This is a genomic window from Rickettsia endosymbiont of Polydrusus tereticollis (assembly GCF_964026385.1).
In the GTDB taxonomy this organism is placed as follows: Bacteria; Pseudomonadota; Alphaproteobacteria; order Rickettsiales; family Rickettsiaceae; genus Rickettsia.
In genome coordinates, this window is the sequence record NZ_OZ032142.1 from 1,248,737 (window position 1) to 1,266,747 (window position 18,011).

An 18,011-nucleotide genomic window follows, 5' to 3' on the forward strand; every position below is an offset into this window, starting at 1 on the left:
CTAGAACCATGCAACAATGCCATCAAAGCCACGGTATGACACCATACTTAATCAAGCCTGTCTTAAACTTCAAGCGAACGTTTAGGTAAAGTGGTTTTCATAGATGCTTTTATTTTAGATTTTCACAATATTATTTTCTTAATCTTTACTTTAAGTTTCTGTCCTTCAAGTTCCACATCGCTTACATAATCGGCGGTAAAATCATGGCTAAATTCACCTAAAGTTTGCTCTTGGATAAAATCTCCGTATTGCTTTAATATTTCTGATAAATCTAAATCACCGGTAATTTCGATCATAATCCGGTCGCTTATTGAAAAATCGGCATCTTTTCGAGCTTGCTGAATGGAACGCACCAAATCCCTTGCCGTACCTTCTTGGATTAATGCCGGCGTTAACTCTAAATCAAGTACCAGTAAACCGCTATTGTCGGCAAAGGCTTTTGCACCTTTTATAGTTTGATGCGACTCTAAAATTATACTAAACTCATCAGAATTTAATATTTCACCGCTAATTAATAAACCTTCTTTTGTTAGTTCCCACGCATTTTTTTTAGATGCCACTATAATATCTTTCATCTTATGCGGCAAGCGTTTACCGAGTACCGGAAAATTAATTGATAATTTTTTAGTTGCGTAACTTTCTAAATCATCACGATAAATTACCGATTTAACATTAATTTCGTCTTTAATTAAGTCTTCAAAAATTTTTAAAGGCTCATTATCTTTGCTTATAACACTCAAAGATGCCAATGGCTGGCGTACTCTAATATTTTCAAGACTTCTAACAAATAGGCTATTACTACAAATATCTAACACCTTATCCATCGTGCTTACTAATTCGTGGTTTATTTCAAATTCCGCAAGAATAGGAAAGTCGGTTAAATGTACGCTTATACATTTTTCAGTGTCATTCCCGCGAAGGCGGGAATCCAGACCGTCATGCTGAACTTGATTCAGCATCTTTTTATTAAATCCTGAAACAAGTTCAGGATAACTCTGTTTTTTTTCTGGATTCCCGCCTTCGCGGGAATGACATACTTCGGTTTTTACCGATCCAGTCAATCCCAAATAAATAGCTTCCGAGATTAGCGGTAGTAAAGCGGACATGGCTTTTGACATAGTTATAAGACAAGAATATAGTGTATTATAAGTATTTTGCTTATCTTCATCTTTTTCGCTTTTCCAAAATCTAGCTCTACTACGACGAATATACCAGTTATTCAAAACTTCAAAAAAATCCGTCACCGCATAATAAGCAGTTTGCGTATCAAAGTTATCTAAACTTTCTGCGATTTTTTGCACGGCTATTTTAAGCTTTGACAGTATATAAATATCTAACACATTAGCGGAAGTAAAATTAAGTTCTCCTCTGATTTGATCGGCATTGGCGTACATAGTAAAGAAATGGTAAGCATTCCAAATAGGCTTGATAAATAAACGCAAAGTATCAAATACCATTTTGCCGTCTTTATCAATTAATAATTCCTGTCCCTTAACGACATTTGACGATAGCATTGTAACCCTTAAAGCGTCCGAGCCGTATTTGTCAAATAGCTCTAACGGATCGGCATAATTATTAAGGCGTTTCGATAATTTTTGACCGGTAGCATCAAGAATTACGCCGTGGCATATACAATTTAAAAATGGCGGGCGATCGAAAAGTGCAGTAGACAATACCATTAAAGTATAGAACCAGCCACGAGTTTGAGCGGAATACTCAACGATAAAATCGGCGGGGAAGTGATCCTCAAACCACTCTTTGTTCTCAAACGGATAATGAGCTTGCCCATAGGGCATCGAGCCGCTCTCAAACCAGCAATCAAATACGTCTTCTATTCTTCTCATCGTGGATTTGCCTGTCGGATCGGACGGATTGGGTCTTGTTAGCTCATCAATAAATGGACGATGTAAATCGGTAATTTTAACGCCAAAATCTTTCTCTAGCTCCTCTATAGAACCGTAAACATCTATACGTGGATATTTCAGGTCGTCGGATTTCCATACCGGCAGCGGCGTTCCCCAAAATCTATTACGGCTTATCGACCAATCACGAGCATTTTCAAGCCATTTGCCAAATAAATTATCTTTTACATGCGTAGGTATCCAGTTAATTTGCTGATTTAACTCTACCATTCTGTTTTTAAATTCAGTAACTTTAACATACCATGACGGCACAGCCTTATATATAAGCGGTGTGTCCGTCCGCCAACAATGGGGATAGTTATGAATATATTGTTCGGTTTTAAACCAGTTTCCTTGGTTTTTAAGTTTAATAATTATTTTATCGTTAGCATCAAATACTTGTAGACCTTCAAAATCGGGAATTTCTTTGGTAAATTTCCCGCTATTATCAACCGGACAAACTAGTTCAATTCCTTTGGATTCGCAAAGAATTTGATCATCTTCACCAAATCCCGGTGCCATATGTACTATACCGGTGCCGTCACCCTCAACGACAAAGTCGCCGGCAAATATTTTAAAGCTGTTCGGATGATTGGCAAAATAATTAAATAACGGCTTATATGAAAGGTCGGCTAATTCACTGCCTTTAATTATCTCAAAATTTTCTTCACCGCTAAGTCCTAATTCTTTTATATATTTACCGACCGAAGACTTAGCTAAAATATAACAAATATTATCTTTAGGAACTAACGCATATTCGATATCGCTACCTACCGCTAGTGCTAAGTTTGACGGCAATGTCCAGGGCGTAGTCGTCCAAGCAAGTAATCTATATTCTTCATAATTACCCTCCTGTGTTATTCCCGCGAAGCCCCCGGTGTCATACCGTGGCTTGTCCACGGTATCCAGAAAACAACTTATAATATTAGTTGTTTCAGGGTTCTTACTGGATCCCGGGATCTTTGCCCCGGGATGACATAGTATAAAACTAACCGTTACGGCTTTATCGGCTCTTTCACGATATGAATTATCAAGCCTGGTTTCAAAGTTAGATAATGGTGTTTCGCAAGCCCAAGAATAAGGCATGACTCGCATCGATTCATATAATAACCCTTTATTATAGAGTTCCTTAAATGCCCATAAAACAGATTCCATAAAATTCTTATCCATCGTTTTATAAGAATTCTTAAAATCTACCCATCTTGCTTGACGAGTTACGTATTCTTCCCAATCCTCGGCATATTTCATAACCGACTTACGGCAATGTTCATTAAATTTTTCAATACCGTAGTTATTAATGGCTAGCCTTCCCGAAATACCAAGCTCCTTCTCGGATTGCATTTCTGCCGGTAAGCCGTGACAATCCCAGCCAAAACGTCGCTCAACTTTTTTACCTTTCGTAGTTTGGTAGCGAGCATACACATCTTTAATAAAGCCGGTAAGTAAATGCCCGTAATGCGGCAAACCGTTAGCAAAAGGCGGACCGTCGTAAAAGATAAATTCGGATTCGCTGCTTCTATTATCGATAGATTTTTGAAATATATTATTTTCTTGCCAATAGGCTAATATTTCTTTTTCTATGGCTGCAAAATCAGCATTTGAACCTACTTCAGGGTAATATTTTTTTGTCATTGTTTAAGATATTTAGTTTTTTATATTTTCATTGTCATGGCGAGGTGGCGTTGTTGCGTGGATACCTGTAACGTCATTGCGAGCCGCTGCATATGTTGTTGCATGGCTCGAACTTTCGATGTCATTCTAGCTAAAGGCGGGAATCCAGAAAATATTTAAGCGAATTATATAGTAAATTTTTATATAATTTTGCTTATTTTAAGTGTTTTTTCTGGATTCCTGCTTTCGCAGGAATGACATATAGCACTTTTTTTGATCCATGCAACGACGACGCCGCTGCAAACGGCGTGGCAATCTAAAGAAAAAATAGCAAAAAATGCTATGAAATTTATTATTTTCTAGATTGCCACGCTCCTTACAGTCGCTCGCAATGACGTTTGGGATATCCACGCAACAAGCTATTCCGGCTTCCACAATGACGACCTCAATATGTTAATTAACATTATACAAACAACCTAATAATCGGTATGTTTGAAGGTTCGGCTAATTTACACAAATTCTTAAAATGTGTAAAACCATTTATTACATTTGTTAGAGACTCATCAATAAACTTATCCGTCTCAATATAATTCTCTGATTCATCTTGGATATAATATAGAATTGCAGGTAGATAAACAGTAAATAGCAACCCTCTTTTAGTATAGTAATTATAGTCAAGGGACTTATCTCCCGCATAACGCCAAATAATATCACAACTACGCATAGCTAAATTTGTGGCAAATAATATATTACTAGGCATGGCAAAATAAGCAGCGTTTTTACTATGAATAATCGGCGGGCAATTTTTAATTCTAATTTTTAAAGCTAAAGATAATTTATCTCTTATTTTTTTTGGAGCTTCAATTTCTGCTAACTGCATTAACATTTTATCATCTTGCCGGCTTTCAAAAAAATCTATTACTTCTTGTAAACCGTTAGGGAAAAGTAGAGTGTTATATCCGCTGGCAAACCCGCTTTGTTCTTCAGCTTCCGCAAGCAAATTATTATTCCATTCATTAAACGGCAATAACGTTAATAAAGATTGCATAAAGTTTATCTTCTTGGTATAGTATTCTTCAGGGATATTCATATTAGGATACCTATATTTAGGCTTGACACATAAGCCTAGTATATAGATAATACGAATATTGTTCAATGATATATATAATTATTTAAGGAGAGTAATTTTAGTGATATTAGTAAATGTTCACGCCGGCAATTGTGATAATACTCTAAAAGCTTTGAAAAAAAAGTCACAAAGAGAGCTTATTTTTCGTAAAATGAAAGAACAGCGTTATTATGAAACTCGCTCAGCAAAGCGTGTTCGCAAAGGTCAAGAAGCTGCTAGAAGAATAAGAAAAGTTGCTCGTAAGCAAATGTTTGATAATATGTAAAGAATTCCGCTATTGCAAGAAAAGTTTGTTGTGTTTCGATGTCATTCCCGTGGAAACGAGGTATTGTTGCGTGGCTCTAGAAAAGTGCCGTATGTCATTCCCGCGAAAGCGGGAATCCAGAAAAAATACTTAAAATAAGCAAAATTATATAAAAATTTACTATATAATTCGCTTAAATATTCTCTGGATTCCCGCTTTCGCGGGAATGACATCAAAAATTCGATCCATGCAACAAACCTGGTCAAGCCACGGTATGACACCCTAGTATTTGTAATAACTATACCACAACCCCCGCCGTTTCAATTCACCCCTGCTTATATACATTCCCGATATAAAATATACCGTAAATAAACGTGCCTATTATAATAACTATCGGTGTAAGAGGAATGTCGAAGTAAAAAGACGCTATTACCCCGCAAAAATTTATAAATACCGAGACTATTATTGAGTAGATAATCATCTGCAAAGGAGTGCGGGCAATAAATCTTGCAGTCATAGCCGGAATTAATAAAATTGCCGTTACCATTAGTGCACCGACTATTTTTATAGTAGAAAATACCGATAGAGAAAGAAGAAGCAAAAATAGTAATTCAATTGTTTTAACCTGTATCCCTCTTATTACCGCAATATCCCTATTAATAATAATCAAGATAATCTGATTATAAAAATACCCTATAAAACATATAATTAGTACTAACATTATAGATAATAATGTTAAATCACTAAGTGATACTAGCAAAATATCTCCAAATAATAAGTTAATAATGTTATTCTGGCTAGAACTGAGATAATTTATAATTAATGCCAAAGATAACATAAAACTTGATATTAGGCTTATAACGGCACTTCTTCCGGAATAATTTTTTAAGATAAAAACAAAAATTGCAAAAAAAACAGCAACTGCCATGCCGGAATATATTAACGGAAAGTTAGCAATAATACTGATACTTGCCGCAAGAAAACTAGCATGAGCAAGACCGTCACCGAAATAAACGTATTTCTTCCATAAAGCAATACAGCCAAGTGGTGCGAAGATTAGGCTAATTAAAATTAACGCTAGTATTATTGAAAGCATTTTAAATTAATATATGACAAAAGGTAAAAAATAGCAGATAATGAGGCACTAATAAACCTTTAATCCGTGAATGTTAACAAAAAATATCTATTATGTCTTCGATTGATAAAAAGGAATTAGAAAAATTTGCTAAAATTTCGCATGAATGGTGGAATGAAAAGGGAGAATTCGGTATTTTGCATCGAATAAATCCTATTCGTTTGTATTATATAATAGATAAAATAACTTCACATTATAATATTGAAAAATCCGCCTTACCTTTTTCGGGGTTAAACATCCTTGATATCGGTTGCGGCGGTGGGTTGATTAGTGCACCGCTGAGTAAGTTAGGTTTTAACGTTACCGCTATTGATGCATTGGAGGGTAATATTAATACGGCTAACGATTACGCTAAAAAGAATAATTTAACGATAAATTACCTGCAATCAACAATAGAAGAATTACCGAATAGTAAATTATATGATGTAATAATTTGCTTGGAAGTTGTAGAGCATATTGATAATGTGCCGGCTTTTATGCTCAATCTAACAAAGTTAGTAAAGCCGGGCGGCATGGCAATAATTTCAACGATTAACCGCACTAAAAAAGCTTATTTATTGGCTATAATAGCTGCAGAATATATATTAAGCTGGGTGCCAAAAAACACGCATGATTATAGTAAATTCCTAAAACCGTCGGAGATTTACGAAATGTTAAAGCCTCTAGATATGGAGATAAAAGAGCTAAAAGGTTTAGTATTTGATATTGCCGACAATAAATGGCAATTAAGTGATGATATAGACGTGAATTATTTTGCATATTTAGGTTCTGTGCGGTCTTAACTTAAGCGGTAAAGGTCAAAAGCATCACCCTGTGGCTTGGGCGTTGTTGCATGGATCATAATTTACCGTATTATGGTTATTACAAGTATGGTGTCATACCGAGGCCCCTCCCACGGTATCCAGAAAAAACCTTAATAAAAAGACTGGATGCCGTGATCAAGGAACTAGAATGACATCGTACGCTTTGCAAAAATTCGAGCCATGCAACAACGCCTATGGCTTGCAAGAATAACATCGAATTATAAAAATAAACAAATTAAATATCCATGAACAAAAATATAATTACTAGATTTGCTCCGTCCCCTACCGGTTTCTTACATATCGGTTCGGCAAGAACAGCGTTATTTAACTATTTATTTGCTCGGCATCACGGCGGTAAATTTTTTCTGCGTATTGAGGATACCGACAGAGAAAGATCAACAACGGAAGCGGTGGCAGCTATATTTTCAGGGCTTAAGTGGCTTGGCTTAAATTGGGACGGTGAGGTTATATTTCAATCAAAACGCAATGAACTATACAAGGAAGCCGCTTTAAAATTATTAAAAGAAGGGAAAGCCTATTATTGTTTTACTTCGCAAGAAGAAATAGAGCAGCAGAGGAAACTAGCTATAGAGAATAAACAGCATTTTATTTTTAATAGTCCTTGGCGCGATAGCGATCCTGCTACTTACCCAACTGACAAAAAACCGGTGATACGGCTTAAAGCTAGTAGAGAAGGTAATACTATAATCCATGACACCTTACAAGGGGAAGTAGTAATTGAAAACTCCCATATTGACGATATGGTGTTGCTCCGTGCCGATGGCAGCACTACCTATATGCTAGCGGTGGTGGTGGATGATCATGATATGGGCATAACTCATATTATTAGGGGCGACGACCATTTAACCAATGCTGCTAGACAAATTGCCATTTACGACGCTTTTAATTGGCAAATACCTTCTATGACTCATATACCTCTAATCCATGGTGCAGACGGTGCTAAATTATCTAAAAGGCACGGTGCACTCGGTGTTGAAGCTTATAAAGAAATGGGCTATTTACCGAATGCTTTATGTAACTATCTATTAAGACTCGGTTGGGGACATGGAGATGATGAAATTATTAACCTAAAACAAGCTATAGAATGGTTTGACCTTGACGGGCTTGGTAAGTCACCTTCTAAGCTTGATTTTGTTAAGATGAATAATATCAACGCACATTATTTACGGAAGCTTGATGATGATAGTTTAATTTCAATGGTTACCGAAATTTTACAGAAAGATTATATAATTAATGAACGAGAAATAAATTATATTAAGCAAGCTTTGCCAAGCTTAACGGTTAGAAGCGAAACTTTAATCGACCTTGCAAATCTCGCTAAAATTTATTTAGTTAATACACCTATTAATTATTCGGAAGAAGCAAAAGCAATAATAAAGGGATGCAATCGTGATTTGATTAATCAGGTAATAACCGAGCTAGAAAAGATTGATAATTTTAACAAAGATATATTACAAAATAAATTTAAAGAAATAGCAAAATCTCAGAACTTAAAACTTAATGAGCTGATGCAGCCGGTTAGGGCTTTAATGACCGGTATGACTGCCTCCCCGGGAATATTTGAAATGGCTGAGATTTTAGGGAAAGCAAATAGTTTAGCAAGGTTAAATGCTTTCGTTGTCATTCCCGTATAGATATGGCGTTGTTGCGTGGTGCCCCGAATCGTCATGGCGAAGCCACGAAGAATTTTAGTTATACAATCTTTTTGACACAAACTACAACTAGTAATTATGTTATTATTTTAGAAAATAACTTAATTTTCTTGATTATTTTTATTATTTTGTTAATATGCAAACCGTTAATGATGTTTAAACTCCATTATTGATTGCAAAATAGTCTATTAAATTTCAACTACAATAACAAAAAACTACTGTTTTTTAGAGTTAAGTTCAATATTTATTACTTCTTTCTAATTAATTTAATAGGTTACTCAATAATGTCATAAACAGAGTTAAAAATGACCGATAAAAATAAAGTTGATACAAGTTATTATGATGCAATAATAGAGTCAAATGATTTAAGCAGAATGAATGAAGTAGTAAAATATTGCGATGAAAAATTAAAGCTTAATCCTTACGATATAGTTACATTATATCGTAAATCCGAAGCATTAGAAGCTTTGGGGGAAATAGAAGACGCAATGGAGGTATTAAAAAAAGCTCTTGTTGCCGTTACTAAATTAAGTAAAGAAGATAAAGAAAGCGTATAATAATTAAAAATTCGTGTCATGCCGTGGCTTGACCACGGCATCCAGTCTTTTTATTAAGGTTTTTTCTGGATGCCGTGGTCAAGCCACGGCATGACACCACTGTACGCTTTGCAAAAATTCGATCCATGCAACAACGCTCCTATGTGCACTTATAAGGTTGTTAGCTTAAAACAATACTTGATAAACTGTTAATAATTTAGTATATCGTTAGCAATTATTTTAGATAAGATACATTAAAAGATAAAAGTGAGAAGATTATGTTAGATTAACGCGAATAGCGAATTAAAGAGATGAAGAATTAAGTATCGTGTCGATAGAAGGCTTGGTAGGGAGCAACTGGTAATTGATAAGAGAAGCGATCATATGAGAGAAGGCATTTTTGACTGATCTATGCCTTGAATGTTCGAACTTATTGAGCAATTTTATTTTGCCGATAACCGTTTCAACTAAAGCTCGTTTTAGCAGTAGTGCTCTATCATTAAGAGGCATTAAGATATTTTTCATACCTTTCTTAATTCTTGTAATAAGCTGAATATTTTTATCAAGTAAATCATTAAATAACTCTTTACTTATATAACCACGATCACCAAATACCTTGCCAAAAATATCTTTAATCCTAGAAGAAAAATGTTTGCGATCATCTTTATTACCACTACTGAAAGATGCCTTTATTAAAGAGCCTTGCGGGTTTATAATCAAATGCAATTTAAGTCCAAAAAACCATCCTTTTGTTGTTTTTCCTCGAGCAGCTAAGCCATTAAAAACCTTATGTGAATAAATACGATAATTCTTACAAACAGCAATAGAAGTTGAATCTACGAACGAAGTACCGGTGCATTTATCAAATAGATGATTTAGTAAAATCGTAAGATAAGGCAGATATTCTCCTATCAATTTATTAAAATGCTCATAACAAACTAGCTTAAAATCTTTGGAATGTATAGGTAAAATTGTGTATTTATAATAATTTTTAAAGCAATCTGATGATGATTGATAATAGCCTATTAATATGGTTAAAACTTCACTTTTAGTTAAAGAACTTTTCGGACCAGGTTTAGCTTTGCTACTATTAATTGCTAGAGTATTTTTATCAAATTCTTTAAACAAATCATCGACAAAACAAAATAATGAGGTAAAATCAGTTTTCATAGGTTATTTCCTTTAGTTTTTAAACCAAAAAAATAGCCTATGATCCCTTATCCTGTCTACTTTTTCTTATTCTTTTTTATACTCTCATTAATTCACTATTCGCGTTACATTATTTTAATTATCGCTATCAAACGAGAATAGTTAGTATTGAATTATCAAACCTTACTTCTCTTGTTACCGGTATTATCGATGAGGCAGATTCTTATTATTTACCGGCAGCTAGCTTTGCTAATATGATAGAGTTAACTAGTTTAGAAGAAATTAAATGTATTATTCTTGACCTGCCTTTTAATATTGTCAGTACCAATAACCAACCTTATTTAGCTGTTTATTTACAGAGCAATATTAATCAATTTTTATATATTTCCGAGTCCGGTGAGGATTATATAGCTAGAAGCTAATAAAACGGCTATGGACAATAATCTCTAAAGAGTTGATCAATATCACATTGATATTTTCTCCTAATAGATTTAGCTTGAGCCCATTTATGTTCAATTGGATTTAAATCTGGGCTATATGCCGGTAAATATTCAAGGATATGCCCAGCATTTTTGATATAATATTGCATATCTTTATTCTTATGAAAAGCAGCATTATCTAAAACAATTACACAACCATCTGGTAATTTAGGCATTAAATCCTCTTTTACCCAATGAGTAAAAGTTTGTGTATCAATATTATGTTCGAAAAGACTAACTGTCAAAAGTGCTTTGTCTAGCAAGGCTCCTATAGCATTAGTACGTCCTTTAGCTCCCCAATCATGTGTACCAAAACATCTTTCTCCCTTCATAGAATATCCATGAGTACGAGGCATGTCATGCATAAAACCACTTTCATCCAAGTATACTATAGGTTTTCCATCATGTGTATATTGAGTAATTTTATTTTGAAAGCATAACCTCTCTTTTGCTTTGGCTTTTGGGTGATTCAGTGTTTTTTTTATATGTAATATTTAAGCGTTTAAGAGCTCTCCAAATGCCATGTGTACTTACAACTAAACGTTCAGCTCTCTCATAATTATAAGCATCAGGATAGTCCTTGACATCTTGTTTTAATGCTTCCATGTTGATTTTTGTTGCAGGTTTATTACGAGTACGTGAAGGCTCCAAACGTTTTGCCCAACGCACTAATGTTGTCTTCCCTACATCAAAACGCTTGGCTGTTTGTACATAACTTAAACCTTCTTTGTTCTTTATCTTAAATACCTTTCTACGAAAATCTATACTATATGTCATAAGTCTTTTTTTATAGCCGTTTTATTAGCTTCTAGCTATATTAGAATAGCTAATTTAACTAAACGCACTTATATAGGATCGGTGGTTAAGTTTGAAAATGCGGCGAATATTAACGTTTCAGAAACTGATACAATATCTAAACTTGTTGTTAGCTGCAAAAACTTTGAGGAGTTAGTAAATAATGATTGGAATTTAGCAATGTGGGGTTCTGAAATTATTAAATTTCAAAAATGGCAAAAGTTAGACACGGATATCTATCAAATTCAAGAAATGATTAGAGGTAATTTTTCAACTCAACAATTCGTATATGCTCATGAAAATAATGAACATTTTATTTTACTAGAACGTAATCCTAATATAATTCCTGTATCGTCCAAATTAGAAAATAAAGAGATATATTTTAAAGTCGGCGACCTTAAACCATGGAAATTTAACTTTCAAAATAAAGCAAATATTGCTTAAAACCGTGTCTTCTGCAAGGTATTTGTTACATGGGTACCAAAAACGTCATTGCGAGCGACTTGATCGGCATTGTTGCATGGCTCGAAATGTTGCAAAGCGTACAGTGTCATACCGTGGTCAAGCCCTGTGTTGTACGAATGTTAAAGAAAAGGCTGTGTCATTCTAGTTCCTTGATCACAGCATCCAGAAAAATAAAGCAGTATTAGGCTTATTTTAGAGTCTTTTTATGACATTATAGACTGGATTCCGTGGTCGTAGCCACGGAATGACAGAATTTTCCCCTCTTTATTTAAACGTTCGTACAGCAGTGGGTCAAGCCACGGCATGACACCATACTTGTAATAACCATAGGTAAATTATGATCCATGCAACAATGCCCTTACTCAGTAAGAATTATTTAGCATTTGACGGGATAAGATTAAGACCTGTAACCTTGGCGGTTTTTGCATTATCCAATAAAATATTTTCAATAAAAGCCTTACTAAAATCGGCATTTGTTAAATCAGTATTACTAAAATTCGTTTGATAAATCTTTGCTGACTCTAATACACTATTAGTTAATATTGAACCGGAAAAATTTGTTTTATTAAGTGTTGCCCTAGTAAAATCAGTATTTTCTAAAATAGAATCTTTGATTACGGCATTTGATAAATTTGCATTTTTAAAGATTGAGCCGGAAAAATCTGTTTTATCAAATGTTACATTACTAAAATCAAGGCTTTGAAAATTCATATTCGTTAAGTCGTTGATTTTTTGCAAGTCCTTAACTGAGCTTATTATTATTCCTGTCTGGAATTTATTAAAATCATTACTATTTAAAATAATATTTTTAGTGAATAGAGCATTCACAAAGCTAGAATTTACATAAGCCGTATTATTTATTTGCGAATTTGTAATAGGGGAAGTATCGAATACCGTATTTGTTAGAGTGGAATTAATTAAAGCTATTTGCGATAAGTTGCTTAAAGCAAACTTGACCTCCAAAAAGTTAACATTTTGAATTAAAGCTTTAGCAAAATTGACTTTAGTAAATTGACTATTTGAAATATTCGAGTTTATTATTCCACTATTGGTTAAGTCACTGCTAATAAACGCTAACTGCTTGACCTCATTATTATTAAAAAATGTATTAATATAAGTAGAATTTTCCGAGGTAATATTTGTCATTTGTATTTTATTAAATTTGGCAAAATTAACGTTACTATTTTTGATTGATAAATTATTTAATTTGTTATCATTAAAATTTGTATTATTTAGCAAGCCGTTTTCAATCCTTAATTGTTCGAAAATAGAACTAGTAAAAACTGCATCTTGAAAATCACACCCGACAATATTAACATTTTTAAAAATAGTAGATTGAAATGAAGAAAATGAAAATATGGAGTTATTAGCTTGAATATCATTAAAACTTGCCTCATTAAAAATGCTTTGAGTAAAATTTGAATCTTTAATAACTAGCGAATTTAACTTAGCTTTACTTAAGTCGACCGATTCAAAATAATTATTACTTAGATTGCTATTACTTGCCGATATTCCCTGTAAATCGGCACCGTAAAAAATAGAGTTTAATATTGTCGTATTTTTAAAACTACTATCTCTAAGGCTAGCTTTTTGAAAGTTAACATTTTCTATATTATCATTATTCCAAAGCGAGGAAGCAAATTTTGTATTTTCAAAATTTACATTTTTAATGTGGGTTTTATTAAATGCAGTATCGGTAAAATTTGCTTGGATAAAATTTGTATCTATTAATGTTGTTCCTTCAAAAATAGAACCTTGAAAATCAGAGTTATAAGCAGACACATTTTGTATTACCGAATTTGAGAAATCGCTTTCTTGTACTATCCCGTTTGTTAAAATTGCTTGTTGTAAATTTGTACCGGAAAAATCAACACGTAATATTTCACAGAAACTTAAATCTATTCCCGATAAATCTTCGTTAGTTAGTTTTACGCCAATTAATTTCAATCCCCTTAAATTTGAACCGAATTTATCTTTAATATTAACTTTAAGTTTTTTAGCATTTTGGGCAGCTATATAATTTTTAATTACTAGACTTTGCTTATCAGTCAGCAAACCATTTGCATCACGAGTCGGTTCTGAACAACCGACTAAAAATAAGATAATTACTGCACATAATATATTGCTCATATTTAAGTTTTTAAGCATTTCCTTCCTCATATTCTTCATCATTTAGTCTATTTAGAGGAACATGTAAACTTAATAATTTTAATTTACGATGTAGTGCAGAGCGTTCCATCCCTACAAAGGATGAAGTTTTAGAAATATTGTTATTAAAACGACTCATTTGAGCCGATAAATATTGCCGTTCAAAAACTTCTCTAGCTTCTCTAAGCGGCATAGATAACATATCAAAGCTATCTTCTAATTTAGTAAGGTTAGCACTATTCGTTAAAATCTCGGAGGGTATCATATAAGGCTTGATTACTTCATTATTGCCGGACGTTAACGGATTCATAATTAAAGTCCATTCAACTACGTTACGTAACTGTCTAATATTACCCGGCCACTCATAAGATTGAAGAGCAGCGATAGTTTCATCGGCAAAATTACGCTCTTTTAACCCTGAAAATTTAGAAAGCTGCTTTACAAAATACTTCACTAACAGAGGTATATCTTCTTTCCGTTCATATAATGAAGGTACTTTTAAAGAAGCAACGTTAAAACAATAATAAAGATCTTCTAAAAATTTACCGTTATTTACTTCTTCTTGCATATTTTTAGAAGTACCGGTTATTATTTTTATATCAAGTTTGATATTTTTCCCGCAAGGTTTTTTTATTGATTGGTCTTTTAAAAATTTAAGAAATTTTATTTGGATAGGTATAGGAATATTACTGACTTCATCAATATATAACGTACCGTTATTAGCAAATTCCAGTAAGGTAGGACGTTTATTACCGTTTTCTACTTTATCTACTTCCCCGAATAATTCTTGATGAATCTTCTCGGTACTCATACACATCGGACTAAAAATAATGAAAGGATTATTTACTCGCTTAGACTTTTTATGAATTAATCTTGCAGCAAGTTCCTTACCGCTACCGACTTTACCGTGAATCATAACACGGCTAGTAGCAAAAGCTGCTTTTTCAATTTCTATTTTATGTTTTACACTAACGGAAGATTCGCCTATCAGTTCGGTTTTATCTATAACTTTTGATTTAAGGTCAATATTTTCACGCTTTAACTTTGTTACTTCGCATGCTCTTTTAAGTAAAATAACTAGCTTATCATTACTAAACGGCTTTTCTATATAATCATAGGCACCCATTTTTATAGCATTTACCGCAGTTTCAATTGTACCGTGTCCGCTAATTATTATTACCGGCATTAACGGATAACGTTTTTTTATTATCTCTAAAATTCCGAGTCCGTCAATTTCACTCCCCTGAAGCCAAATATCTAAAATAACTGCCGATACGGGCTTTTCGGCAAGTATTCTCAAAGCCTGTGTACTATTAGCTGCCACTTTAGGATTAAATCCTTCATCTTTTAAAATTGCAGCAACTATATTCCTTATATCTTCTTCATCATCTACTACAAGAACATCTATTAGCGACATTGGTTTACCTTAAAATATTAATGCAAGTATATACGTTAGTGCTGAATATAAAAGAAATCAATAGTTTTTTATAACATTTTTGTCACAATATATATTTAGGGTAGATTATGAGGGAAAAAGTGATGGAATTATAGCTTGTTTGGGGTGTTGTTGCGTGGATCGAGAAAAAGTGCTGTACGTCATTCCCGCGAAAGCGGGAATTCAGAAAATATTTAAGCGAATTATATAGTAAAATTTTACTTATTTTAAGTGTTTTTTCTGGATTCCTGCTTTCGCAGGAATGACATATAGCACTTTTTTTTATCCATACAACAATGCCACGTTTGGGGTATCCACGCAAGAATAACAAAAAAATGTTATTACAGGGCCGATACTGTCCTATAACAACAGTTCTTTACTGTTGTGTCTGCTGATTCTGTTGAAGCTGTGGGGTCTGTTGGATCTGCTGAGCTCTATTTTGTCTTTCTATTTTCTTTGCTTCTCGAGCTTCAAGCCTTCTTTGTTCTCTTGCCTTTTCTTCTATAGAATTAAGGAAATAATAAGTAAATACTAAAAAGCCGACTAACAAAGGAACAAAAGTAAATAATATTGCTTTGAGCTGCTTTTTTGAATCCTCAGCTTTTTGCCTTTTTTCTTCTTCTGTTTCCTCGTCTTCGTACATAGGAGTTAATAATTTTTTTTCTTCTTCATTACTCATTTTTTCCTCTCCTTGTTTATATGGTTATTAAGATAAATCAACCAACAGGTTTACTAAAATTATAAACCGGCTCCCACTATTTTAACGTAACGATTTTACTGATCTAAGATAAATTTTCTTAATACGTAAATATACCGGTTAATTCGATGTAATAAAATTGTTTTTTATAGATGATGGAAGCTAAACACCACGTTATCTTAATTAAAAATAATGAAAATAAAAATATAGTCAAGTATTTAAGTTGCTCTATAAAATAAAAAGGCACTTATTGGTTTATATTTAGTTATGTATTGGATAGGTTATTTTTCCAAATCATTGGCATTGTTGCATAGATACCCCAAACGTCATTGCGAGCAACTAAAAGGAGTACGGCAATCCAGAAAATAATAAATTTCATAACATTTTTTGCTATTTTTTCTTTAGATTGCCACGTCGATTCTTCGAATCTCCTCGCAATGACGAGGTAAAATCGAGCCATACAACAACGCCCAAATCATTTTAGATTTAATTTATTATCCGGTCGGGTTATCTAAACTGAAGACTTTTTTGTTATCGTCATATGAAAAAATTTCTGCGTACCTTCCGAAAGTGATTATAGATTTTAAAGTCATAGCGGCATCTTCTTTAGATAATTTATCCTCAAGTTGCATTTGAAAACGAGATAAAGGTGCTTTATGATCAAAACGTTGATGTAGAACTTCACATATATAAGACGCAATCGCTACGTTATCCAGCAAGTGCCGTGCCAGCATTTTTTTACGGGCTTCGGAATCTGCAGCTGCAAACTCTTTGCCGGCTTTATTTAACTTGATATTATCGTTTGTCACGGTTGCAAACTTTAACATGTCTAATGCCCCGACTATCCGCAGTATCTCCTCGGTATTATTAATATGAAAAATCTTGGATAATTCAGCAAGGTTGGCAACACCCTTATAAGGAGGAACAAATAAAGCTTCCACACTACCGATTAATTGATTTACTTGAGTTAAATGAATTTTTTGAGTAATATTAGAAATATCTAGTTTCTTCTCGCTGACAGTGGGTTTATCAGAAGCGGATACCATCAAGCCGTAGATTTTATCGGCTATAGCACGAAATTCAGCCGTTTGGTTGTCTCTTGGACGTGGCAACGTAATAGATAATTCGGACACAATACGCCCGGGGTTGGATGAAAAAATTAATACTTTATCCGCCATAATTATAGCTTCCTCAATAGAATGAGTAATAATAACTACCGATTTCATGTGAGTTTTACCGTTGCTCCATAAATCAAGAAAGTCATTCTTTAAATTATTTGCCGTTAACACGTCAAGAGCAGAAAAAGGCTCATCCATAAGCAAAATTTCCGGTCTTAAAACTAAGGCTCTAGCAAAGCCTACTCTTTGTTTCATCCCTCCTGATAACTCTCTTGGATATGCCGATTCAAAACCGTCAAGTCCTATTAAATCTATAGCGGCTAATGCTCTAGTTCGACGTTCCCGTTCAGAAATTTCTAAAGCTTTTAAACCGAGTTCAACATTTTCAAGAACCGTAAGCCAAGGAAAAAGAGCAAATGTTTGAAATATCATACCTATTTCAAAACAATCATTAGCTTTTTCTTGGTTACGGTAAATTAGCCTACCGGTAGCGGGGCTGCTTAAGCCGGCAATTATTCTAAGCAATGTTGACTTACCGGCTCCCGATTTTCCAAGAATAGCAACTATTTCATTAGATTTTAAAGTAAGATTAATATTATCAAGTATTTTTTTTCTTACATTGTTATTAGTCATAACTGTTTGAGTTACGGAACTAAGTGTAAGTAAACTATTATTAATCATTACCGTGAACCA

The 18,011-nt window shown here is 33.7% G+C and carries 14 protein-coding genes and 1 pseudogene; 5 read left to right on the forward strand and 10 right to left on the reverse strand.

The features are described 5' to 3' along the window. Positions 1-122: 122 nt before the first annotated feature. Positions 123-3,533: an isoleucine--tRNA ligase gene (gene ileS, locus AAGD48_RS06055; protein ID WP_341789388.1), complete on the reverse strand. Its 3,411-nt coding sequence runs from the start codon at positions 3,531-3,533 to the stop codon at positions 123-125. Positions 3,534-3,975: 442 nt separating this feature from the next. After that, entirely contained in the window at positions 3,976-4,602 is a 627-nt protein-coding gene (locus AAGD48_RS06060; protein ID WP_341789389.1) for a COQ9 family protein, read from the reverse strand. Between the two features lie 100 nt (positions 4,603-4,702). On the opposite strand from AAGD48_RS06060, the gene rpsU reads away from it, so the two are divergent. Continuing rightward, on the forward strand, positions 4,703-4,906 hold the full coding sequence (gene rpsU, locus AAGD48_RS06065; protein ID WP_341789390.1) for a 30S ribosomal protein S21: 204 nt from the start codon (positions 4,703-4,705) through the stop codon (positions 4,904-4,906). Between the two features lie 304 nt (positions 4,907-5,210). Here rpsU and AAGD48_RS06070 read toward each other — a convergent pair whose 3' ends face one another. Then, positions 5,211-5,981 carry a metal ABC transporter permease gene (locus tag AAGD48_RS06070; protein WP_341789391.1) on the reverse strand — a complete coding sequence of 257 codons (771 nt, stop codon included), beginning with the start codon at positions 5,979-5,981 and terminating at the stop codon, positions 5,211-5,213. Between the two features lie 92 nt (positions 5,982-6,073). Here AAGD48_RS06070 and ubiG point away from each other — a divergent pair, with 92 nt between their 5' ends. The 3 genes from ubiG (at position 6,074) to AAGD48_RS06085 (ending at position 9,053) form a co-directional block, all read left to right on the forward strand. Then, positions 6,074-6,802 (forward strand): bifunctional 2-polyprenyl-6-hydroxyphenol methylase/3-demethylubiquinol 3-O-methyltransferase UbiG, encoded by a 729-nt coding sequence (gene ubiG / locus AAGD48_RS06075; protein WP_341789392.1) that lies wholly within the window; start codon positions 6,074-6,076, stop codon positions 6,800-6,802. A gap of 266 nt (positions 6,803-7,068) precedes the next feature. Beyond that, positions 7,069-8,478, forward strand: coding sequence for a glutamate--tRNA ligase (gene gltX, locus AAGD48_RS06080; RefSeq protein WP_341789393.1), 1,410 nt, complete (start codon positions 7,069-7,071; stop codon positions 8,476-8,478). 323 nt (positions 8,479-8,801) lie between these two features. After that, positions 8,802-9,053 (forward strand): hypothetical protein, encoded by a 252-nt coding sequence (locus tag AAGD48_RS06085; RefSeq protein ID WP_341789394.1) that lies wholly within the window; start codon positions 8,802-8,804, stop codon positions 9,051-9,053. Between the two features lie 282 nt (positions 9,054-9,335). Here the strand turns inward: AAGD48_RS06085 and AAGD48_RS06090 are convergent, their stop codons facing one another. From AAGD48_RS06090 to AAGD48_RS06100, 3 genes are all read right to left on the reverse strand, one after another. Next, complete coding sequence (locus AAGD48_RS06090; RefSeq protein WP_341789395.1) at positions 9,336-10,202, reverse strand: IS982 family transposase; 867 nt, start codon at positions 10,200-10,202, stop codon at positions 9,336-9,338. Between the two features lie 409 nt (positions 10,203-10,611). After that, the gene (locus AAGD48_RS06095; RefSeq protein ID WP_341790702.1) at positions 10,612-11,154 is read right to left on the reverse strand and encodes an IS630 family transposase; all 543 of its coding nucleotides are present in this window, start codon (positions 11,152-11,154) and stop codon (positions 10,612-10,614) included. Beyond that, positions 11,084-11,437, reverse strand: a complete 354-nt coding sequence (locus tag AAGD48_RS06100) for an IS630 transposase-related protein (RefSeq protein WP_341789396.1) — start codon at positions 11,435-11,437, stop codon at positions 11,084-11,086. Before AAGD48_RS06100 ends, AAGD48_RS06095 begins: the two co-directional genes overlap by 71 nt. A gap of 198 nt (positions 11,438-11,635) precedes the next feature. Here AAGD48_RS06100 and AAGD48_RS06105 point away from each other — a divergent pair, with 198 nt between their 5' ends. Then, on the forward strand, positions 11,636-11,899 hold the full coding sequence (locus AAGD48_RS06105; RefSeq protein WP_341789397.1) for a hypothetical protein: 264 nt from the start codon (positions 11,636-11,638) through the stop codon (positions 11,897-11,899). A gap of 393 nt (positions 11,900-12,292) precedes the next feature. Here AAGD48_RS06105 and AAGD48_RS06110 read toward each other — a convergent pair whose 3' ends face one another. The 4 genes and pseudogenes from AAGD48_RS06110 to AAGD48_RS06125 all read right to left on the reverse strand — a co-directional run bounded on the left by AAGD48_RS06110 (position 12,293) and on the right by AAGD48_RS06125 (position 17,999). Beyond that, positions 12,293-14,092, reverse strand: a complete 1,800-nt coding sequence (locus AAGD48_RS06110; protein ID WP_341789398.1) for a pentapeptide repeat-containing protein — start codon at positions 14,090-14,092, stop codon at positions 12,293-12,295. Then, entirely contained in the window at positions 14,061-15,485 is a 1,425-nt protein-coding gene (locus AAGD48_RS06115) for a sigma-54 dependent transcriptional regulator (RefSeq protein WP_341789399.1), read from the reverse strand. Before AAGD48_RS06115 ends, AAGD48_RS06110 begins: the two co-directional genes overlap by 32 nt. A 460-nt stretch (positions 15,486-15,945) precedes the next feature. Next, a pseudogene (locus tag AAGD48_RS06120) lies at positions 15,946-16,182 on the reverse strand (hypothetical protein); the annotation flags it as partial. Positions 16,183-16,694: 512 nt separating this feature from the next. Then, positions 16,695-17,999 carry a nitrate/sulfonate/bicarbonate ABC transporter ATP-binding protein gene (locus AAGD48_RS06125; RefSeq protein ID WP_341789401.1) on the reverse strand — a complete coding sequence of 435 codons (1,305 nt, stop codon included), beginning with the start codon at positions 17,997-17,999 and terminating at the stop codon, positions 16,695-16,697. Between the last annotated feature and the right edge of the window lie 12 nt (positions 18,000-18,011).